Annotated in this window: 18 protein-coding genes; 11 read left to right on the top strand and 7 right to left on the bottom strand. The window is 40.3% G+C overall.

Annotation, left to right across the window (positions count from 1 at the left end; genetic code table 11):
• Window positions 1-239 precede the first annotated feature (239 nt).
• Window positions 240-596: a four-helix bundle copper-binding protein gene (locus tag GO593_RS13130; RefSeq protein WP_001088962.1), complete on the top strand. Its 357-nt coding sequence runs from the start codon at window positions 240-242 to the stop codon at window positions 594-596.
• A gap of 591 nt (window positions 597-1,187) precedes the next feature.
• On the opposite strand, the gene GO593_RS13125 is transcribed toward GO593_RS13130, so the two are convergent.
• The 3 genes from GO593_RS13125 to GO593_RS13115 form a co-directional block, all read right to left on the bottom strand.
• Complete coding sequence (locus GO593_RS13125; protein WP_000331902.1) at window positions 1,188-1,595, bottom strand: GFA family protein; 408 nt, start codon at window positions 1,593-1,595, stop codon at window positions 1,188-1,190.
• A gap of 28 nt (window positions 1,596-1,623) precedes the next feature.
• A complete protein-coding gene (gene cueR, locus GO593_RS13120; protein ID WP_001020650.1) occupies window positions 1,624-2,025 on the bottom strand; it encodes a Cu(I)-responsive transcriptional regulator in 402 nt (133 codons plus the stop codon).
• Window positions 2,026-2,100: 75 nt separating this feature from the next.
• Window positions 2,101-4,572, bottom strand: a complete 2,472-nt coding sequence (locus GO593_RS13115) for a heavy metal translocating P-type ATPase (protein ID WP_000377593.1) — start codon at window positions 4,570-4,572, stop codon at window positions 2,101-2,103.
• A 166-nt stretch (window positions 4,573-4,738) separates the two neighbouring features.
• Between GO593_RS13115 and GO593_RS13110 the strand changes: the two genes are divergently transcribed.
• The gene (locus tag GO593_RS13110; RefSeq protein ID WP_001985155.1) at window positions 4,739-4,939 is read left to right on the top strand and encodes a heavy-metal-associated domain-containing protein; all 201 of its coding nucleotides are present in this window, start codon (window positions 4,739-4,741) and stop codon (window positions 4,937-4,939) included.
• Window positions 4,940-4,987: 48 nt separating this feature from the next.
• On the opposite strand, the gene GO593_RS13105 is transcribed toward GO593_RS13110, so the two are convergent.
• Window positions 4,988-5,947: a LysR family transcriptional regulator gene (locus tag GO593_RS13105; protein ID WP_000423276.1), complete on the bottom strand. Its 960-nt coding sequence runs from the start codon at window positions 5,945-5,947 to the stop codon at window positions 4,988-4,990.
• Between the two features lie 283 nt (window positions 5,948-6,230).
• Here GO593_RS13105 and benA point away from each other — a divergent pair, with 283 nt between their 5' ends.
• From benA to GO593_RS13070, 7 genes are all read left to right on the top strand, one after another.
• Window positions 6,231-7,613: a benzoate 1,2-dioxygenase large subunit gene (gene benA, locus GO593_RS13100; RefSeq protein WP_001137396.1), complete on the top strand. Its 1,383-nt coding sequence runs from the start codon at window positions 6,231-6,233 to the stop codon at window positions 7,611-7,613.
• Window positions 7,610-8,110 (top strand): benzoate 1,2-dioxygenase small subunit, encoded by a 501-nt coding sequence (gene benB, locus GO593_RS13095; protein WP_000107002.1) that lies wholly within the window; start codon window positions 7,610-7,612, stop codon window positions 8,108-8,110. The genes benA and benB overlap by 4 nt, the downstream gene beginning before the upstream one ends.
• Window positions 8,111-8,180: 70 nt before the next feature.
• Window positions 8,181-9,197, top strand: a complete 1,017-nt coding sequence (gene benC, locus GO593_RS13090; RefSeq protein WP_000064950.1) for a benzoate 1,2-dioxygenase electron transfer component BenC — start codon at window positions 8,181-8,183, stop codon at window positions 9,195-9,197.
• 21 nt (window positions 9,198-9,218) lie between these two features.
• On the top strand, window positions 9,219-10,004 hold the full coding sequence (locus GO593_RS13085; RefSeq protein WP_000071232.1) for a 1,6-dihydroxycyclohexa-2,4-diene-1-carboxylate dehydrogenase: 786 nt from the start codon (window positions 9,219-9,221) through the stop codon (window positions 10,002-10,004).
• A gap of 57 nt (window positions 10,005-10,061) precedes the next feature.
• A complete protein-coding gene (benE, locus tag GO593_RS13080; protein WP_000212311.1) occupies window positions 10,062-11,255 on the top strand; it encodes a benzoate/H(+) symporter BenE in 1,194 nt (397 codons plus the stop codon).
• 466 nt (window positions 11,256-11,721) lie between these two features.
• Complete coding sequence (locus GO593_RS13075; RefSeq protein WP_000381293.1) at window positions 11,722-13,080, top strand: aromatic acid/H+ symport family MFS transporter; 1,359 nt, start codon at window positions 11,722-11,724, stop codon at window positions 13,078-13,080.
• Window positions 13,081-13,124: 44 nt separating this feature from the next.
• Window positions 13,125-14,381, top strand: coding sequence for an OprD family outer membrane porin (locus tag GO593_RS13070; protein WP_000421431.1), 1,257 nt, complete (start codon window positions 13,125-13,127; stop codon window positions 14,379-14,381).
• A 101-nt stretch (window positions 14,382-14,482) separates the two neighbouring features.
• On the opposite strand, the gene GO593_RS13065 is transcribed toward GO593_RS13070, so the two are convergent.
• Both GO593_RS13065 and hrpA read right to left on the bottom strand, forming a co-directional pair.
• Window positions 14,483-15,589, bottom strand: a complete 1,107-nt coding sequence (locus tag GO593_RS13065; protein WP_000512836.1) for a beta-ketoacyl-ACP synthase III — start codon at window positions 15,587-15,589, stop codon at window positions 14,483-14,485.
• Between the two features lie 94 nt (window positions 15,590-15,683).
• Entirely contained in the window at window positions 15,684-19,541 is a 3,858-nt protein-coding gene (gene hrpA / locus GO593_RS13060; protein ID WP_000931808.1) for an ATP-dependent RNA helicase HrpA, read from the bottom strand.
• A 352-nt stretch (window positions 19,542-19,893) separates the two neighbouring features.
• Between hrpA and ahpC the strand changes: the two genes are divergently transcribed.
• Entirely contained in the window at window positions 19,894-20,457 is a 564-nt protein-coding gene (gene ahpC / locus GO593_RS13055; protein ID WP_000052794.1) for an alkyl hydroperoxide reductase subunit C, read from the top strand.
• 192 nt (window positions 20,458-20,649) lie between these two features.
• On the top strand, window positions 20,650-20,865 hold the full coding sequence (locus GO593_RS13050) for a KTSC domain-containing protein (protein WP_000024050.1): 216 nt from the start codon (window positions 20,650-20,652) through the stop codon (window positions 20,863-20,865).
• 64 nt (window positions 20,866-20,929) lie between these two features.
• Here GO593_RS13050 and GO593_RS13045 read toward each other — a convergent pair whose 3' ends face one another.
• Window positions 20,930-21,517, bottom strand: a complete 588-nt coding sequence (locus tag GO593_RS13045; protein ID WP_001133993.1) for an O-methyltransferase — start codon at window positions 21,515-21,517, stop codon at window positions 20,930-20,932.
• Window positions 21,518-21,538 lie beyond the last annotated feature (21 nt).

Below are 21,538 nucleotides of genomic sequence, written 5' to 3'. Positions count from 1 at the left end.
TATTATATCCAAACAAATTTTATTTTTTGTTTTTAGGTATCTCTTCTTAAGGTTTTACTGTCTTTTTAGAATTTAGCTAACAAAATACCTGTAACATTCTTATACGAGGTTAATCTCGTATTGAGCATTTGTAGATCTTTCATTTCAAAGTGCCCGATAGGAAAAATGATTTTATAAAATGAAAAAAGATAACAATATTCGTTTTTTTAATAATAGCCTTTCAAAAGGAGAATATTAAAATGAATAGCTCACAAGAACCAAATCAATCTCTGTTTAATCAAGCATCCACCTCTATTCAAGCCTGCATTGAATGTATGTTTGCTTGTAAACATTGTGCCTCTGCATGTTTACAAGAAGAGCATGTGCATATGATGCGTGAGTGCATCAAACACTGTTTAACCTGTGTAGAAACCTGTCAGTTATGCACATCTTTAGAATTAAGACATTCCGAGCTTGCTGAACAAGCCATGCAGCTATGTGCTAATGCTTGTCAACTATGTGCAGCTGAGTGTAGTAAACACGAACATGAGCATTGTCAGGTTTGTGCAAAAGCATGTTTAGCGTGTGCTCAAGCTTGTCAGGCATATCGTGCTTAATTTTTAGACGTGTTTAGAAACCTACGGCCTATTACGTTCGTAGGTTTTTAAACTTTATAGAACAAAGAATTAAATTTTTAGATCAGATGAGTCATTACTTTTTTAGGCATAAAAAAAACCCGCATCTTGGGGAAAATGCAGGCTCTTAGATCTCCCACAACGACCATGAGTTCATTATTAAGCTTGAACTTTAAACCGTTAACTAAATGTACCCTTAATAAAAATAAATTGCAATACAGAATAGTCTGTATATTTGAAATATTTTATTATTTTTACATTACTTTTTCTTAAATAGTTTAAAAACATAAGCTATCCCACACTTAGAAATAACTTTTCATAGGCATTAAAAAAGCCCGTTTCACGGGCTTTTCTGCAACGTTGAGCACTCAAAAAATGTGTCTATCCATTTTTATTTGCTCTTTGCTAGCTGTTTATAAGGTCTTATCGTATCTTTTGCCCTGTCCCAAGTTTCCCTGTGGATCGAGGAGATATTACGATTACCTTAAGTACATTTATAGCACATTATTTATTCATGGCTAGTGCTGTTCACGTTTTTTTACAAATAGATAAAATACTTCAAACCTTCATATTTCAAGGGTTTTCGACGCCATTTGGGTACTGGTGAGCCGTATCACAAATTGGATACCACTTCACTTGTGAATTGACAAAAGCATGAGAAATGACTGGCGTCGATATTTCTTCATTAATGAGCCCTACCCTTAAACGCACCACATCAGGTTTATCTAAACGTTCACTCCAGACAGGTGAACCGCAGATTTTACAGAACACTCTTTTTTTATTAGGCGATGCAAAATACGCTTGCAAAAGATTTTCACCCTGTACAATCTCTAAATCGCTTTTTTTTACTTGAGTGATGGCCGCAAAAGCAGCCCCTTGTGCTTTTTGGCATTGCTTACAATGACAGACCATGATGGGTTCGAATTCGGCATTAATACGAAGTTGAATCCCATTACAAAGACAAGAAGCTGTATAAGCCATGATTTTTCCTTTTTTATTTTTATAAGGTTTAACTTACCCCTACACCTTTTTCAATGTGGTCTAAAATCGCACACGAAGCCTGTTGGTCACCACAGCAATCATCAGCTGAAGCCTGCAAAATATTAACCATTTCCTGTAAATGAGCAATTTTTTGCTTTAATTCGGCAATGTGTTTTACGGTTAAAGCTTTCACCTCTGCACTATGCCGATCGGTATTTTTCCAAAGCGAAATAAGCTCTTTCATCTGTTCGGATGAAAAACCTAACTCTCTGGCATGTTTTAAAAAGTTTAAAGTTTTAAGGTCTGTTTCTGAATAAATACGATAGCCAGAAGCAGAACGCTGAGCTGCTTCAAGTAAACCGATTTCTTCATAGTAGCGAATCATTTTCGCTGAAATGCCCGAATGTTTGGATGCCTGACCGATATTCATCTCACACCTCAAATATTAAATTTGGTTTAAGACCTGCTGTCATGATCTTAAACCAAAAGTTGATTTTCAGCACGCTTACTCTACTGGCGCATGAAAGCGTTTTAAGCGTAATGCATTGCCTAAAACAAAGACCGAAGAAAGTGCCATCGCACCTGCTGCAAACATAGGTGAAAGTAATACACCAAATGCTGGATATAGCGCACCTGCTGCAATTGGAATTAGGGCTACGTTATATACAAATGCCCAGAACAGGTTTTGACGTATATTTCGCATGGTGGCTTTACTTAGTGCAATTGCATTCGGTACGCCTTTTAAACTACCTGACATCAACACCACATCGGCAGCTTCAATCGCAACATCAGTTCCTGTACCAATGGCTAAACCGACATCTGCTTGCGCCAAGGCTGGTGCATCGTTAATACCATCACCAACAAAAGCCAAACGACCATACTGTTCTTGCAGTTGGCGAACTGTATCCACTTTGCCTTCGGGTAAAACCTCGGCCACGACTTCATCAATGTTCAGCTTTTTGGCAATTGCTTGCGCCGTATGACGGTTGTCTCCTGTAATCATGGCCACTTTGAGACCTAATTTATGTAAGGCCTCAATCGCAGCATAGGTTGTTTCTTTAATTGGGTCTGCCACGGCAATAATTGCTGCAAGTTGCTGGTCAATGGCAACATAGAGTGGTGTTTTGCCTTCTTCACCTAACTGAGCAGCAATCGCTTGGAATGAGCTGGTGTCTAAACCAAGTTGGTGCATATAACGGTCTGCGCCAATTTGTACTTTTTGACCTGAAACTTCCGCTTCAATACCTGAACCTGTAATCGAGTTAAATGCTGTTACTGGTAATAAGTTTATGCCTTCACTTTCTGCTGCTTGCACAATAGCTAAAGCAATTGGATGTTCAGACTTGGCTTCGACTGAGGCAACTAAAGTCAGCACTTGGTTACGTTCAAAGCCAGATTGCACATTAAAGTCTGTCAGTGTCGGTTTACCTTCGGTGAGTGTACCCGTTTTATCAACGGCAACGACTTGCGCTTCTTGTAAAAGCTGCAAAGCTTCACCTTTACGGAACAAGACACCTAGCTCAGCACCACGTCCAGTACCGACCATAATAGAAGTTGGTGTTGCAAGCCCCATCGCACAAGGACAAGCAATAATCAGTACCGCAACAGCATTCACCAAGCCAAAAGTTAGCGCAGGCTCTGGCCCAAAAATAAACCAAACCAAGAAAGTAATTGCAGCAATTAGCATGACTACAGGCACAAACCACATAGTGACTTTATCGACTAAGCCCTGAATCGGAAGTTTAGAACCTTGGGCTTGCTCAACCATGCGAATAATTTGTGAAAGTACAGACGAAGAACCAACGGCGGTTGCCCGAATGTTTAGAGTACCGTTTTGATTGACTGTACCCCCAACTACTTGTTGCCCTATTATTTTTTCAACAGGAACAGGCTCACCCGTAATCATAGATTCATCAATATAGCTGTGCCCTTCAACTACTTCACCATCGACTGACACACGTTCACCCGGACGAATTTCTACAATAGTTCCACTGACCACTTCGACAACAGCAACTTCCACCACTTGACCGTCACGCTGAATACGAGCTGTTTTGGGCTGCATTCCAACTAAATGTTGAATCGCTTGCGAAGTACGTCCTTTAGCTTTTGCTTCAAAATATCGCCCGAGTAAAATTAAACTGACAATTACAGCAGCCGCTTCAAAGTAAACATTGACCGTACCTTGTGGTAAAACCTGCGGCATAAAGGTTGCCACGACTGAGAAACTGTAGGCAGCTAAAGTTCCAACAGCCACTAGCGAGTTCATATCTGGTGCTAAACGCCATAAGGCTGGAATCCCTTTTTGGTAAAAACGGCGTCCAGGAAAAACGAGTACTAATGTGGTCAAAACAAACTGTAAAAGCCAGCTATTGTATTGACCAATGGTGTGCATGACCCACATGTGAAAAGCTGGGATTAGATGTGAACCCATTTCCAAAATAAACACAGGTAAGGCCAACACAATCGAAATGATCAAATCTTTTTTAAGCTGATCTAACTCTGAAGCTTTTTTATCGAGTTGCTCATCTTGTTTTTTTTCAGCTGCTTTCGCGTCATAACCTGCTTTTTTAACGGCACGAATTAAGTCTTCAACATTGACTGATGCATCTGCTTGTACCCAAGCCTGCTCTGTTGCTAAGTTGACAGTTGCCTCTTGAACACCGTCTACTTTTTTGAGGGCTTTTTCAACACGTGCAACACAAGATGCACAGGTCATGCCCTCAATAGACAACTCCACTGGTGCAGCTTTTGGAACATCATAACCCGCACGTTCAACTGCTTTAACCAGTGCTTCGCGCTGAATCGGTTGATTTGAATAAACAACGGCTTTTTCTGTTGCCAAATTAACGTTGGCAATCTCTACATTTTCAACTTTCTTAAGTGCTTTTTCGACACGTCCTACACAGGAGGCACAAGTCATGCCCTCAATTGAGAGTGTTTCACTATATGCTGGCAATTTTGTGGTTTTTGAGTCCATCAAACACCTCTGCAAATCTGCAAAATTTAATATTCTGTATTGAGCATACAGATTCCCATCATGGGAAGGTCAAGCATATTTTTTTAAAAATTTGGTCTTGACCTTACAATCATGACAAGGTTTAGACTTAGTGTTATCCAAACAAACATCTCATTCTTGATGGAGTATGAATATGAAACTACTTATTGAAAATATGACTTGTGGTGGCTGCGCACGTGGTGTGACTGCAACGATTCAAGATGTCGATCCAAATGCAAAAGTAGATGTAGACTTAGCGACCAAAATCGTGACTGTTGAAAGCAGTGAAAGCGTCGATAAAATTACCGAAGCACTTGAAGAAGATGGTTTCCCAGCGAAAGTGCAATAAGATATAAAACTGCATAGCTTCAACCTTGAGGCTATGCACCTCCCTTATTTAAGAGTCGATACCATTTGAATCATCTATCGGGTTCTGATCAAGTGTAAAAACAGTTCGTTGATAAGGTATCCCTTCTAAATCATAAACCTGATAAATACAGTCGAACAATGATTGTAAGTCTTCACTTCTGTCCATTGCCCGTGCAGTAATAAAAATTGGGCTGACCGCGCCGTTATCTAAAATCGGAATATAGTTTAAGTGTGGAAATCGAATGGTATCGGCACTTGCTGGAATAATGCAGATTCCTTCTCCCGCTGCCACTAAGCCCAAAGCCAATTGAATTTCTCGTATCTCATGCATATTTTTGGGAACCAAACTATGTTCGGCAAAAATATTCAAAAGCTGGGTTGAGAAGTTCGGTTTCGGTGAAGTGGGATACATAAACATCTTTTCATCAATCAAATCGGCCAGATATACCCCTTCTGTGCGCTGTGCAATTGGATGACTGGTATGCGCGGCAACGACCAAACGCTCTTTACGTAAAAGAATTCGCCTCACGGCGGGATCACTAATTCTTAAACGCCCAAACCCGACATCAATACGGCCTTCTTTTAAGGCCTGTAACTGTTCAGTTGTACTTAATTCTATGAGCTGAATATTCAGATGAGGCTGCTGCTGACGAAATAAATAAATGATTCGAGGCAGCAACCCATAAAGTAAAGACCCGACAAAACCAATGGTCATGCTTCTTTCGATGAGACCAATACGCTTGGTCATACTTTTTATTTCTTCAGCATTCGACAAAAGTTTAACAGCGTGCTGATAAAAGAAATGCCCTGCTGGCGTGGTCTGTAAAGGGCGGCTTCCTCGCTCAAAGAGTTGAATTCCAAGCTCACTTTCCAAATTTTGGATTTGCCGACTCAAAGGCGGTTGAGCAATAAATAGTTTTTCGGCTGCCTTGGTGAAGCTCTGTTCTTCTACAACAGCCACAAAATACCGTAAATGTCTTAGTTCCATCAGGTTTCCATACCTTTAAGATATATTAAAATGCAAATTCAGTCTTAGACACAGTTTAACCATTCTTTTAAGGTATATACAAGAAATAACCCGATGAAGTTATAGATCACTTGTATAGCACCGATTGAAATCATACTGGCCAACATTCGATCTATCTTTATCCATTCGCGGTTAAACACCCGACGCGTTTATGCGCTTCATTGACATATTAGGATATCAAGACCTTTTAAATCGTAGCGAAGGTCTTGATGACTTCCACCCTTTGGAAAGTCGGAGAACGGACATGCCACGTATTCCTGTAATCAATACCAGCCATCTTGACCGTATTGATGAATTACTTGTAGACAATATCGATACAGGTGAATTTAAACTTCACCGCTCAGTTTTTACTGATGAAGCCTTATTTGACCTCGAAATGAAATACATCTTCGAAGGTAACTGGGTTTACTTGGCACACGAAAGCCAAATTCCAAATAATAATGACTACTACACGACTTATATTGGTCGTCAGCCGATTATCATTGCCCGTAACCGTAACGGTGAACTTAATGCCATGATCAATGCATGTTCACACCGCGGAGCACAACTTTGCCGTTACAAGCGTGGTAACAAAGCAACGTATACTTGCCCTTTCCACGGCTGGACTTTTAATAACTCAGGTAAATTGCTCAAAGTAAAAGACCCAACTGACGCAGGTTACTCTGACTGCTTTAACCAAGACGGTTCACATGACCTTAAAAAGGTAGCTCGTTTTGAGAGCTACAAAGGCTTCTTATTTGGTAGCTTAAATCCCGATGTTCCTTCGCTTGAAGAATTTTTGGGTGAAACCACCAAAATCATCGATATGATTGTTGACCAGTCTGAACATGGTTTGGAAGTTTTACGTGGTTCATCTACCTATACCTACGAAGGCAACTGGAAACTAACTGCTGAAAATGGCGCCGATGGTTATCACGTTTCTGCTGTTCACTGGAATTACGCAGCAACAACTCAACACCGTAAAGAAACTCAAGCTGCCGATAACATCCGCGCGATGAGTGCAGGTTCTTGGGGTAAACAAGGCGGTGGCTCGTATGGCTTTGAAAATGGTCACATGTTGCTGTGGACACAATGGGCAAACCCAGAAGACCGTCCTAACTTCCCAAAAGCAGACGAATACACCGAAAAATACGGTGAAGCGATGTCGAAATGGATGATTGAGCGTTCACGTAATCTTTGTCTGTACCCAAATGTTTATTTGATGGATCAATTCGGTTCACAAATTCGTGTACTTCGTCCACTTTCGGTCAATAAAACCGAAGTCACCATTTACTGTATCGCGCCTAAAGGTGAAGCACCTGAAGCTCGTGCACGCCGTATCCGTCAATATGAAGATTTCTTCAATGCCTCAGGCATGGCAACGCCAGACGATTTAGAAGAGTTCCGTGCTTGTCAGGCAGGCTACGCAGGTATTGCACTTGAATGGAATGACATGTGCCGTGGTTCAAAACACTGGATTTATGGACCAGACGATGCAGCAAACGAAATCGGTTTAAAACCCATGTTAAGTGGTATCAAAACTGAAGATGAAGGCCTGTATCTGGCCCAGCATCAATATTGGTTAAAGACCATGAAACACGCGATTGCATCAGAGAAAGAAATTGCTGATCAGGGAGAAACAGCATGAGCACTCAAGACAAAGCAACTTTAGAAAATATTGCTCAGTTTCTTTATCGCGAAGCTCGCTTTTTAGATGATGAACAATGGGATGACTGGCTTGAATGCTATGCGCCAGAAGCTTCTTTCTGGATGCCAGCTTGGGATGACGACGATAGATTAACTGAAGATCCACAATCTGAAATTTCACTTATTTATTATCCAGACCGTCAAGGTTTAGAAGATCGAGTGTTCCGTATTAAAACCGAACGCTCATCTGCAACCATGCCGGACACACGCACAAGCCACAATATTGCCAACGTTGAAGTTCTCGATCGCGACGGCGACAAAGTCACTGTTCGCTTTAACTGGAATACCTTAAGTTTCCGTTATAAGACAAATTACAGCTATTTCGGTATGTCACGTTATGTGATCGATTTTTCAGGTGATCAACCAAAAATCTTGAGCAAGTATGTCGTTTTGAAAAATGACTATATCAATCAAGTCATTGATATCTACCACCTTTAAGACATACCCCTCAGCTAAACGGACTGTTGGCTGAGGGTAAAAGTTTCAAATATTTTGTAGGATACATGCCATGTCAAACCACAATGTTGCACTTCAATTTGAAGATGGTGTTACACGTTTCATTAGCGTAGCTCAAGGCGAAACCCTATCTGACGCAGCCTATCGCCAAAAAATTAATATTCCTTTGGATTGCCGTGATGGTGCATGTGGAACTTGCCGCGCATTTTGCGAGTCAGGTCATTATGACATGCCAGAAGAAAGCTATATTGAAGATGCATTAACCCCTGAAGAAGCTGAGCAAGGCTATATTCTTGCTTGCCAATGTCGACCAACTTCAGACGCCGTATTTCAGATTCAAGCGTCGTCAGATGTTTGCAAAACAGAAATTCATAGCTTTCAAGGTACATTAGCCCGCGTTGAAAAATTATCAGACTCAACCATCACATTTGATATTCAACTTGATGAAGGCCAACCGGATATTCATTTCCTTGCAGGTCAGTATGTGAATGTGGCAATTCCTGAAACTGGCGAAACCCGTTCATATTCATTTAGCTCAAAACCGGGTAATCGTTTAACTGGTTTTGTGGTCCGCAACGTACCAAATGGCAAAATGAGTGAATTCTTAAGCAAGAATGCCAAAACTGGCGACAAAATGACATTTACCGGACCATTCGGTAGCTTCTACTTACGTAATGTAACGCGTCCAGTGTTGATGCTGGCAGGCGGTACTGGCATTGCCCCATTTATGTCGATGTTACAAGTGCTTGAAGAAAAAGGCTCCGAACAGCCTGTTCGCTTGGTTTTTGGTGTCACCAATGACTTTGATTTGGTTGCTTTAGAAAAACTCAATGAGTTGCAGGCGAAATTCCCATGGTTTGAATACCGCACTGTAGTTGCAAGCCCTGAGAGTAACCATGAACGCAAAGGCTATGTAACGGGTCATATTGAAAGTGAATGGTTAAACGGTGGCGACGTCGATGTTTATCTATGTGGCCCAGTACCGATGGTAGAGGCTGTACGTGGTTGGTTAGAAACTGAAAATATCAAACCAGCAAACTTCTTGTTTGAAAAATTCTCTGCAAACTAACTTAAGGTGGAGAAATTATCTATGTCAAACCGTCAAAGATTTACTGATAAAGTCGTAATTGTTACGGGTAGTGCCCAAGGTATTGGTCGCGGCGTGGCATTACAAGTCGCGGCTGAGGGCGGACAAGTCATCATGGCTGACCGCTCTGAATATGTTGAAGAGGTTCTCACAGAAATTCAGCGTGCAGGTGGTGAAGCTGTCACGATTAATGCTGACCTAGAAACCTATGCAAGCGCGCAAGCTGTTGTTGCAAAAGCTATTGAACACTATGGTCGGGTCGATGTCCTGATTAATAATGTAGGTGGCGCGATCTGGATGAAACCTTTTGAAGAGTTTTCCGAAGAAGAAATCATCAAGGAAGTGAATCGCTCATTGTTTCCAACTTTATGGTGCTGCCGCGCTGTGCTACCCGCCATGATTAAGCAACAATCGGGTGTGATTGTAAATGTATCTTCCATTGCCACCCGTGGCATTAACCGTATTCCATACTCCGCATCTAAAGGCGGGGTAAATGCCCTAACAGCATCGCTTGCTTTTGAACATGCTAAAGACGGGATTCGAGTCAATGCTGTTGCGACTGGTGGAACCGAAGCGCCACCTCGCAAAGTACCACGTAACACCAATCCGTTAAGTCAAAATGAAAAAGACTGGATGCAACAAGTAGTTGATCAAACAAAAGATCGAACATTTATGGGCCGTTATGGCACAATTCAAGAACAAGTCAATGCAATTTTATTTCTTGCATCAGACGAAGCATCGTATATAACAGGGTCGATCATTCCGGTCGGAGGTGGAGATCAGGGTTAACCCTGATCTTTTTATATATTTGGATAAATAACATGATTTGCATGGAGGCAATCAGACATGGCAACCCTGTTCAAGACATTAAAAAATGACTGGTCCATATCAGCAACAGTTGCGGGCTTTCTTGCAGTTTTAATTTCTTACTCAGGCCCACTGATTATTTTTTTCCAAGCTGCTCAGCGTGCCCATGTGTCCACAGATATGATGGTGTCATGGATTTGGGGAATTTCAATCGGCGCTGCCGTTTCAGGTATTTATCTTTCGATTAAATATAAAACTCCTGTGATTACCGCGTGGTCCGCACCGGGTACCGCCCTGTTAGTTACCCTATTTCCAAACATCTCATTGAATGAAGCAGTAGCCGCCTATATTACTTCTGCCATCGTTATTTTCTTAATTGGTATTACAGGTTACTTCGACAAATTATTGAAGTGGATTCCGCAAGACGTTGCTGCGGGCATGATGGCAGGTATTCTTTTTCAGTTTGGTATTAGCCTATTTACCGCATCTGATAGCATGCCTTTGATTGTCTTTAGTATGCTCATTGTCTTTTTAATTGCCAAACGTTTAATGCCTCGCTACACCATGATTTGGGTGTTAGCTGCTGGAGTTTTATTAAGCCTCATTTTAGGCAAAATGAATCCGGTTGATGTGAGTTTTAATTTAGCAATCCCCCAGTGGATTAGCCCGGAATGGACTTGGAACTCAACACTCAACCTCGCCGTTCCTCTTATTTTAGTCAGTCTAACTGGCCAATTTTTACCGGGTATGGCGATTATGAAACTTAGCGGTTATGACACGCCAGCCAAATCCATTATTACGGCCACCAGTATTGCCTCGTTAGCCGTTGCCTGTGTCGGTGGTATTACCATTGTGCTTGCCTCAATTACCGCTGCTTTATGTATGGGTAAAGATGCACATGAACTGAAAGAAAAACGCTATATCGCAGGGATTGCCAACGGAATTTTTTATATTTTAGGAGGCTTATTTGCTGGCAGTATTGTCATGCTATTTAGTTTACTTCCTAAAGAGTTGGTGGCAGCACTGGCAGGTTTAGCTTTGCTTGGTGCAATTGCTACCAATATTTCTGTTGCCATGAAAAATGATGGTCAACGTGATGCTGCACTTATTACCTTTTTAGCTAGCGCATCAGGTATGCATTTTCTTGGATTAAGCTCAGTTTTCTGGGGTATTTGTATTGGTGTAATCGCCCATTTCATTCTTACACCACGCTCAACGCCAGCCACAAATTAATTTTTTATCTAAGCGCCCACCACTAAAATAAAGCTTCAAACGCCAAATCAGGATGCAAATAATTCGCTATCCCTGTTTTGGCAATTTTTATTTAATATAAATTAAATTTCATTTTTAATATGAGTTTCTAAAATAATTGACTTTAATATTTTTATTTATTTCCACTTTAATTCCTAATATAAATTTAGCTATATTTCTAGCTATGATTCTCAGCAATAAAATCTATAAAAAGATATCTATAAAATCCTTAAAATTCTCACAATACAATATTTAACCCTATTTAAAACATAACAGAAACAACAACCAAAATTATTAAAATAAACCATATTTTTCAATATTTTAGTTTAATAAAAACATAATACCTTAAAGACATAAAGATATATCAATTAGGTTTTTGACTCTATTCCAATAACAAAATAGTTTATTAAAAAATAACGCGATGCTTCACAAATTGGAGGTGAAGAAAATGGACACAAGCAAGGTTAATATTAATGAGTTAATTGATAAAGCCCGTTTTACATCTTTTCATTGGAAAGTTTTAATCTGGTGCTTACTTATTATTATTTTTGATGGATATGATTTAGTTATTTATGGGGTTGCTCTTCCTCTATTAATGCAGCAATGGTCGTTAACTGCGGTAGAAGCAGGCCTGCTCGCCAGTGCTGCACTATTCGGGATGATGTTTGGAGCCATGATTTTCGGCACACTTTCAGACAAACTGGGACGCAAAAAAACCATCCTGATTTGTGTCACCTTATTTAGCGGATTTACCTTTATAGGTGCCTTTGCCAAAGGACCAACAGAGTTTGCTATTTTGCGCTTTATTGCAGGGCTTGGGATTGGCGGTGTCATGCCAAACGTTGTGGCACTTATGACCGAATACGCACCCAAAAAAATCCGCAGTACATTAGTTGCAATTATGTTTAGTGGCTATGCAATTGGTGGCATGACATCTGCGCTACTCGGTGCATGGCTCGTAAAAGATATGGGCTGGCAAATCATGTTTTTAATTGCGGGTATTCCCCTGTTGCTGCTCCCGCTCATTTGGAAGTTTTTACCAGAGTCTCTCGCCTTTTTAGTGAAATCTAACCATAGCGAACAAGCAAAAAGTATTGTGAGTAAAATTGCGCCTCAAACTCAAGTCAATGCCAATACTCAACTGGTGTTAAATGAAAGTACAACAACAGATGCACCTGTCCGTGCGCTTTTCCAACAAGGCCGTACCTTCAGCACGTTTATGTTCTGGATTGCTTTCTTTATGTGCTTACTCATGGTGTATGCCTTAGGAAGCTGGTTGCCTAAACTCATGCTGCAAGCGGGCTATTCGTTAGGTGCGAGCATGTTGTTCCTCTTTGCACTTAATATTGGCGGCATGGTCGGTGCAATTGGTGGCGGTGCTTTAGCAGACAGATTTCATTTAAAACCTGTCATTACCATTATGTTTATTGTGGGATCAGCAGCTTTAATTCTGCTTGGCATTAATAGTCCACAATTTATTTTATATAGCCTGATTGCGATTGCCGGTGCTGCCACAATTGGTTCACAAATCTTACTCTACACTTTTGTTGCGCAGTTCTATCCGACAGCACTTCGTTCAACTGGCATGGGCTGGGCATCGGGAATTGGCCGTATTGGCGCGATTATTGGACCAGTTTTAACAGGTGCTTTACTTTCATTTGAACTTCCTCACCAAATGAATTTCTTGGCGATTGCAATTCCGGGTGTGATTGCTGCACTTGCAATATTTATGGTCAATCTAAAAGCCTCTGTTGCTGCACAAACGCCATCAACTTTTAACCCTCAAAACACGCTTACCCAGCAGTGAACATAAATGCGCCGAGGACTGGCGCATCTTTTTGGAAATGGATTATGGAATTATTACACCGTTTTAAACCACACACTTTAGCTTTTGCCACTTTATTTTTTATGTGCAGCAGTTCTTGGGCTGCAAACCCAAATCAGCAAACTGAAGATGAGTGGAAATTTACTTTAAAAAATGCCTATATCAACCGCGATTTTGACAATGATGCACTCAAAGATACGGGTAGCTGGTCTCAGGCAGCGTCACTATTTTATAAATCGAAAATGCATGACACTCCGTTAATCATAGCAGATAAGCCCATTACCATTGGTGCCGATGCTTCTGTTCAATACGCCGTGCGCTTGAGTTCAGACAAACATGTTGCGGACACTGTTTTGCCTTTTAATAAAGAAACACAATCTCAAGCATCTGACTTTTTAAAATACGGCGCAACTTTAAAACTAGGCTACGACAAAACCCTTTTAAGTGTGGGTGAACTCTGGTTGGATTTACCTGTAACAGCTGTGGATGCCAGCCGACAATTGCTTGCTTCTTATTGGGGAACCAATCTTAAGTCACAACTTTCAGATCAGCTTTATGCAGAAATTGGTCGAGTTGAAAAAGTGTCGCCACGCAATGAAGAGGACTTTAAAAAGTTTTCTTTCACTACAAATGGAATGACCAAAGAATCTGATGGCCTGAACTACATTGACCTACGTTATCAATTTACGCCGACACTCAAGGGTGAATATTACTTTGGTAATTTAGAAGACCTCTACAATAAACACTATGTAGGACTTGAGCATAATTGGAAACAACCTAATTTTGCCCTCACCTCTAAGTTTAAATACTTCAATGCAAAAGATGATGGCAATACTTTTGATATCGATGCGCAAAACATTGGGGTATTAGAGACACTTAAAGTGAAAAATCATACCTTTGGTTTGGGGTACCAGCAAATTATTGGTGAGTCGGCTTATCCATTACCGGATGGTTTTTTACCAGAAACCTATTTCATTAACTGGAATGCTACAGGTTTCTTTAAAGAAGATGAGAAGTCTTATCATGTGATGTACGGCTATGACTTTAAAGATTACGTTCCGGGCCTAAATGCGATGGTGAAATATGTTTATGGTCATGACTTTAAAGCAGCAAATGGCGAGAAAAACCACGAAACCGAGTCAAATGTGATTTTAAACTATACGTTTCAACAGCCTTTCTTAAAAGGCTTTGCCCTGCAATATATTCGAATTGATTACAACGTAAAACATGGCAATGACTTTGGTGAAGATCGCTTGTTTGTGAACTACACTAAAAAGTTTTAATTATTTTTGATTCAAATAAAGCGGGCTAATTTTGGCTCGCTTTATTATTTTTGTGCCATAAAAAAAACGCTCTTACGAGCGTTTTTAATTAATCTAGTAACTTAAGCAACATGCTTTTGTACAACAATCGAACCTACTGAATAACCAGCACCGAAAGATGAAATCACGCCATATTCACCATCATCTACTTCGTGGCCTGTACGATGTAAAGCAATAATTACACCTGCTGAAGAAGTATTGGCAAACTCATCTAGAATAATTGGTGCACGGCTTAGATCTGCATCTTTACCAGCCACATATTTCAAGATTAATTCATTCATGTTGGCATTGGCTTGGTGTAACCAGAAACGCTTAATATCGTTTGCAGTTAACTGCATTTTTTCCAACTGCGCATTAATGATTTTTGCCACCAACGGACAAACATCTTTAAATACTTTGCGGCCATCTTGACGGAATAACTTGTCGTCAACCACTGCATCTTCGCTACGGTTTAAGAAACCAAAGTTATTGCGAATGTTATTTGAAAATTGAGTAAATAAATGAATATCTAAAATTTCAAAACCAGTTTTAGTAGTGGTTTCTTCAATAATAGAAGCGGTCGCCACATCACCAAAAATGAAGTGACAATCACGGTTACGGTAGTCTAGGTGACCAGATGTAATCTCAACATTCACTAATAAAACACGGCGAGCACCTGAACGAATTGCATCTGCCGCTTGTTTCAAACCAAAAGTAGCAGCTGAACATGCCACGTTCATGTCGTAAGCATAACCTTGAATACCAAGTGCCGACTGGATTTCAATTGCCACAGCCGGATAAGCACGCTGCATATTTGAACACGCCAAAATCACAACATCGATATCTTCAGCAGTTACACCTGCATTTTCCATTGCCTGTTTTGCAGCAATAACGCCCCACTCTGCTTGAATTGAAAGTTCATCATTTGAACGTTCAGACAAACGCGGACGTAAACGTGTTGGATCAAGAATACCCGATTTTTCAATCACGTAACGGCGCTTAATACCAGAAGCTTTTTCAATAAATTCAGCACTTGAACCACGTAATTCTTCTAGCTCGCCTGCTGCAATTTTCTCTGCATTCTCTTGGTTATATTGTTCCACATAAGCATTTAAACTGTCGGCCAGTTCTTCATTAGAAATGATTTCTGTTGGGTGAAATAGCCCAGTACCTGTGATACGAATGCCCATGTAAAACTCCTAAAAAAATGAATAGGGTCTGTTAATCTTTCATTTATAAATTGCGTTGCCAGCTAAAAACAACATAAACAGACCCCGATCTATTTTAACTGATTCCCAAACGATCCCATAACTTTTGTAGTCGAGTTGGCGAAATAGGCATCTTGGTTTTCATCGGCTGAGAAAATAAAGAAATCCGTAATTCTTCCAGCATCAAATACAATTCTTTGATTCTTGGATCATTTTTGAACTTAAATACCTTGTCCATCCATGGATCGACATCGTCAATAGCAGCATGATCTCGCTGTAGATTATTTGGCAATCGATCTAAACGCAATAGCAGCGCTTTTAAATAACGTGGATATTCCTGCCAAAGATCAACTGGCTGGCAATAGACAAAATTGCCGAGTGACATTAAATCTAGCTGATCTTCAATATCATCGATACTGCGTCCAAATACGTCCGGATCAAGTACTAAAAGTTGACGACGGATTTGTTGCCACTGAATATAAATATCACTTAATTGCTCAAGTGCTTGCTGCCCATAGCTCAAAAATTGTTTTTTGACCTGTTCTAGCAGTTGATTAAATTCATCAGCATTGATTGGCAAAGTCGTAATTGCCATTTGTAAAGTCGCGTATACCAGCATTTGCTCAAGTTTAGCTTTATCGCCTAAAGGTGAATAAGCCAACGCAAGCGGTTTCGAAATCTGCTTTTTCAACTGACGAACCAAATCGCCAAGTTGCATATGGACCAGACGAATAATACCTTCGCGATGTTGTTTAATCGCCTCTGCCTGATCGTTAAATGTTTGTATAACCACGCCGGACTCATCTTTCGCCTCAAGTTCGGCAAAATTTTTAGTTGGCACTAAAGCTTGATATTGTTTAACAACAACACCTGTCACCTTCTGTGAAGCTTCAAAGGTAAAGTTTTCAGGGAAAGTTTTAAATTCACCTTTTTGCTGTTTCACCGGACGATGCGTTTCTACGCGACAACGAGCCTTCAACTCAGCCAAGTCACGGCCTTTGGCGATCAATTTACCTTTTTCATCAATCACCTTAATAAAAGGCACCAAATACGGATCTATGCGTTCAAATGAAAAATCTTTTTCCGTAATCTGCTCACCACGTAAAGCAAACGCCAGATAGCTAAAGATATGTTGTCGCAAATGTACAGCATCAATACCTTGCATGAGCTTACGCGCCATATCTGGAATTGGTACGAGGTTACGACGTTTATCTTTTGGTAAGGCTTTCAATAAGGCTTCAATGAGATCTAAACGCCAGCCTGGAATCCCCCACGACCAAATATTTTCATCTACCTGAGGCAATGCCTGTACCGGAATTTGGACCGTTGCGCCATCTTCATCATGACTTGGGTCAAAGCGATAAGTAGTTGCCAAGCGTAACTGGCCATTATGTAAATGATCAGGGAATTGCTGCGTGGTCGGACGGTCATTGAGCCAAAGCGCATCATCTTCTACATATAAATAACGCGGATTTTTTGCTTCTACAGTTGCACGCCAGTCTTCAAAACTACGACGACTCGCAATTTCTTCAGGAATTTTCGATGCATAGAACTGATAAATCGTTTCTTCATCGACCACCAAATCGCGGCGACGTAATTTATCTTCAACTCGCTCTACTTCTTCAAGTTTAAGCAAGTTGTGTTTTAAAAATGGTGGAACTGTCCCCAGATTTCCTGTGGTTAATGCATCACGTAAGAAAATCTCATGTGCAGCAGGTTGATCAACTTTTTCAAAATTAACCAAACGCTTCGGTTCAATAATTAAACCAAACAATGAAATTTGCGCATAAGCATTTACAATACCAGCTTTTTTAGACCAATGCGGCTCGAAATAGTGATATTTCAATAAGTCGCGTGCAGCAAGCAAAATCCATTCAGGATCAATTTTTGCTAATGTACGTAAATAGACCTGAGAGGTTTCCACCATCTCAAAAGCCATCACCCACGCAGTATTGGTTTTATGCAATGTACTGGCCGGAAAAACTTTAGCCTTTTGCTGACGCACTGCCATAAAGGTATTACGTTCATCAGTTTTATTGGCAATAAAAGACAATAAACCGGTCAGCAAAGCACGGTGCAAGTTTTCATAATTTGCAGGCTTTTCATTAAAACTAAGTTTTAAACCTTCGGCCAGCTCAACTAACTGCTGGTGTGTCTGTTTCCATTCCCGTAACCGTAACCAGCTTAAGAAATGCTGCTTAGCAAATTGACGACGCTTGTTTTCCGACATTCCTGCTTCACCTTTAGGATTTAAAGTATCCCAAAGTTTTAAATAAAACAGAAAATCTGAATCTGCCTCTTTGAATAGTGCATGCTTTTGATCAGCTTGCATTTGTTTATCTGCTGGACGTTCACGCGGGTCTTGAACTGCAAGTGCACTCACCACCACCAAAATTTCTTTGAGTACACCAAAATGAGCCCCACCCACAATCATACGTGCGAGTCTTGGATCAATCGGCATACGTGCCATCATTTGGCCGACTTTGGTCAGTTCGTTTTTCTTCTCGTTCAGCGCACCTAACTCAATGAGTAGCTTACGACCATCATTGACTAGACGGAAATCTGGCGGCTCAATGAAATCAAAGTTTTCCAGCTCACCTAAACCTAAGCTCTGCATTTGCAGAATAACCGATGCCAAGTTAGTTCGCTTAATTTCAGGTTCGGTAAACTCAGGACGACTTAAAAAGTCTTCTTCGCTATATAAACGAATACATACACCTGGAGCAACACGACCACAGCGCCCTTTACGTTGATTTGCTGCAGCTTGTGAAATTGCCTCAATCGGTAAGCGTTGCACGCGTGAACGGTAGTTATAACGAGATATACGTGCAAAGCCGCTATCAATCACGTAGCGAATATTAGGAACAGTCAGTGCAGTTTCTGCAACGTTCGTCGCAATAATAATACGGCGGCCCTTTCCACTTGGGCTAAAAATCTTTTGTTGCTCAGAAACGGCTAAACGCGCATACAAAGGTAAAATTTCGGTATGTCTCGGCCCGTACTTTTGTAAGGTTTCCTGCAATTCTCGAATTTCTTGCTCTGTGCTTGAGAAAATCAGAATATCTGCATGTTCTGGATGACCTTTTTCCTCGGCATCAGCAAAGCATTCTTCTACAGCTTGTACGACTGCACGCGGCAGGTTTTCTTCAAAGTCGTCGAACTCGTCGTCATCACTACCACCAATATTCATTTCTGAAATTGGACGATAACGCACTTCGACCGGATAACTACGCCCTTCTACTTCAAAAATTGGTGCATTATTAAAGTAGTTACTAAAACGATTTACATCTAAAGTTGCCGAAGTCACGATGACTTTTAAATCTGGGCGTTTTGGCAGTAACTGCTTTAAATAGCCCATAATAAAATCGATATTGAGTGAGCGCTCGTGCGCCTCATCAATAATGATGGTGTCATATTTAGACAAGAAGCGGTCATTGCCTAACTCGGCAAGCAAAATACCGTCGGTCATTAACCGGACAATCGAATCTTGCGAACCTTGTTCATTAAAACGGATTTTAAAACCAATCGATTCGCCGAGCTTTTCGCCGACTTCTTCTGCAATACGCTGCGACACACTACGTGCAGCTAAACGACGTGGCTGGGTATGACCAATCATACCAGTCAAGCCACGCCCTGCTAACATTGCAATTTGAGGGAGCTGAGTAGTTTTCCCTGAACCTGTTTCACCAGCCACAATAATGACCTGATGCTTTTGAATCGCTTCTATTAAACGGTCAGCATATTGGGTTACAGGAAGATCCTGATTTAATTTGATTTTTGGTAAGCGTTCAAAACGCTGTCTAACTTTTGCATTAGACTGTTTAAATAATTTTTCAATCTCTGCAGTATTGGCTTTTTTATCTTTACGTAAACGATTTAAACGGTAACGATCTCTCGCCATCACCCATTGATCTATATTTAAACCATTCAGCACAGATAAATTTTCCTGAAAATTCAACAATCCTCTATTTTACGCCTTAATGACCATAAGGTAAAACAATTGGTTTTTTATATATTTTTAATTTTTTTACATTTCACCCTTGAATTTTTAGTATGTAAGCTTCATGTTGTTAGGCAAGTTTCTTTTACTATAACTGTCATTTGATTTACATGTTTTTGCAGTCAAATCGAATACAGTATTTGGGGACTTAAAAATCGAAAATTTCATACTTATTCAATTTTCCGATTTTAGTCATGTAAAAATACTATTTCCCCAATAAAGAATTTTTATTTATTCTACATCTCGTAAACAAGTTTAAATATAAACCTCAATCATGGAGACAATGATGAGCTTGATTAATACTGAAGTTAAACCTTTCCAAGCAACTGCTTACCACAACGGCCAATTCATCGAAGTGAACGAAACTAACCTTAAAGGTAAGTGGTCTGTTGTATTCTTCTATCCTGCTGACTTCACTTTCGTATGTCCTACTGAGCTTGAAGACTTAGCTGATAACTACGCTGAATTCCAAAAATTAGGCGTGGAAATCTACGGTGTTTCTACTGACACTCACTTCACTCACAAAGCTTGGCACGACACTTCAGACGCGATCAAGAAAATCCAATACCCATTAATCGGCGATCCAACTTGGACTCTTTCTAAAAACTTTGACGTTTTAATCGAGTCTGAAGGTTTAGCTGACCGTGGTACTTTCGTTATCGATCCAGAAGGTAAAATCCAAATCGTTGAAATCAACGCTGGCGGTATCGGTCGTGACGCATCTGAACTTCTTCGTAAAGTAAAAGCTGCTCAATACGTACACTCTCACCCAGGTGAAGTTTGCCCAGCTAAATGGAAAGAAGGCGAAGCAACTCTTGCTCCATCTATCGACCTAGTTGGTAAAATCTAATCTCTCTTAGATTTTAAAAACCTAAAGAACCATCCTTTATCGGATGGTTCTTTTGTTTTGAATAAGCACATCACATTTTCTACTGATACTTTTACAATTCTGCCCTTCCCCGTTACCTAAACATTGAGTAATGTCAAATAAACAACTGGTTAATTTTTGAGTACGTTTGATATGAAATAAAGGGGTGCATTTATGGCGAATACAGCGGTCGTCACTTCATGGAAATACAATGCGACATCGCGTCATTTAAAAATCTTTTATAGCGATGGCTCAGGAGATCTTTATCATCCTGTTCCTGAGTTTGTTTATGACAACTTATTGCGTTCAACCGATAAAGCCGCTTTTGTACACAAATACTTAGAATTTAATTTGCACTTTACCCGACTCTCTTTGGTGATTGCCTCATAAAATTATAAAAAAGGCCTGTTCAAAACAGGCCCCAACTGGAATATGAAAAATTATTTCAGCATAACTATTTTGTGACCACTAAACACAAACCTGCGCCGACAGGCAAAATGCTACTCATGTAATCCGGATCTTTTTTAATTAAGGCTATAAATCGATTTACTTCTGCCGCATGAGATATCACATTATCGACAACTAAAACCCCACCTTTAGGCTTCATTAGGCGTTTTAAATCTGGCCAATAATTTTCATATGCATCACGTTCAGCATCTAACAAAATAAAATCAAATTTTTCCTGAGCTGCTTTTAAGTAATCGGCTGCATCTCCTACCCAAAATTGAACAATTTCACTGAGCTCTAACTCAGCTACATGACGTTTTGCCTCTGCACTTCGCTTTGCATCAATTTCAACTGTAATGACTTGCCCACCAGTCGCTTGGGCAGCTTCGGCAAGCCACAAAGTTGAATAGCCTGTTGAAGTGCCAATTTCCAAAATAGACTTGGCTTGCTGCATACGAATAAGCTGGGAAATTAGCTGAGCAGATTCTACTTCTATATTACGATACCGTTGTAAACGATCGGATTGCTGTGAGTCATGCTGTTTAAAGGTGTCATATAAATCAGCAACTCTTTGTAAGAAAATAGTATTTGGCATCTATTTTACTCCTTCTTTATA

The sequence above is a fragment of the Acinetobacter baumannii genome (assembly GCF_009759685.1).
GTDB lineage: Bacteria > Pseudomonadota > Gammaproteobacteria > Pseudomonadales > Moraxellaceae > Acinetobacter > Acinetobacter baumannii.
Note: the sequence above shows the minus strand (reverse complement) of the source record. Positions and strands in the feature narration are given on the sequence as shown.

Excerpts from the sequence above, each read along its gene's own strand:
- GO593_RS13130 (WP_001088962.1), top strand. The coding sequence starts at position 240 with ATGAATAGCTCACAAGAACCAAATCAATCTCTGTTTAATCAAGCATCC.
- GO593_RS13125 (WP_000331902.1), bottom strand. The coding sequence starts at position 1,595 with ATGGCTTATACAGCTTCTTGTCTTTGTAATGGGATTCAACTTCGTATT.
- cueR (WP_001020650.1), bottom strand. The coding sequence starts at position 2,025 with ATGAATATCGGTCAGGCATCCAAACATTCGGGCATTTCAGCGAAAATG.
- GO593_RS13115 (WP_000377593.1), bottom strand. The coding sequence starts at position 4,572 with ATGGACTCAAAAACCACAAAATTGCCAGCATATAGTGAAACACTCTCA.
- GO593_RS13110 (WP_001985155.1), top strand. The coding sequence starts at position 4,739 with ATGAATATGAAACTACTTATTGAAAATATGACTTGTGGTGGCTGCGCA.
- GO593_RS13105 (WP_000423276.1), bottom strand. The coding sequence starts at position 5,947 with ATGGAACTAAGACATTTACGGTATTTTGTGGCTGTTGTAGAAGAACAG.
- benA (WP_001137396.1), top strand. The coding sequence starts at position 6,231 with ATGCCACGTATTCCTGTAATCAATACCAGCCATCTTGACCGTATTGAT.
- benB (WP_000107002.1), top strand. The coding sequence starts at position 7,610 with ATGAGCACTCAAGACAAAGCAACTTTAGAAAATATTGCTCAGTTTCTT.
- benC (WP_000064950.1), top strand. The coding sequence starts at position 8,181 with ATGTCAAACCACAATGTTGCACTTCAATTTGAAGATGGTGTTACACGT.
- GO593_RS13085 (WP_000071232.1), top strand. The coding sequence starts at position 9,219 with ATGTCAAACCGTCAAAGATTTACTGATAAAGTCGTAATTGTTACGGGT.
- benE (WP_000212311.1), top strand. The coding sequence starts at position 10,062 with ATGGCAACCCTGTTCAAGACATTAAAAAATGACTGGTCCATATCAGCA.
- GO593_RS13075 (WP_000381293.1), top strand. The coding sequence starts at position 11,722 with ATGGACACAAGCAAGGTTAATATTAATGAGTTAATTGATAAAGCCCGT.
- GO593_RS13070 (WP_000421431.1), top strand. The coding sequence starts at position 13,125 with ATGGAATTATTACACCGTTTTAAACCACACACTTTAGCTTTTGCCACT.
- GO593_RS13065 (WP_000512836.1), bottom strand. The coding sequence starts at position 15,589 with ATGGGCATTCGTATCACAGGTACTGGGCTATTTCACCCAACAGAAATC.
- ahpC (WP_000052794.1), top strand. The coding sequence starts at position 19,894 with ATGAGCTTGATTAATACTGAAGTTAAACCTTTCCAAGCAACTGCTTAC.
- GO593_RS13050 (WP_000024050.1), top strand. The coding sequence starts at position 20,650 with ATGGCGAATACAGCGGTCGTCACTTCATGGAAATACAATGCGACATCG.
- GO593_RS13045 (WP_001133993.1), bottom strand. The coding sequence starts at position 21,517 with ATGCCAAATACTATTTTCTTACAAAGAGTTGCTGATTTATATGACACC.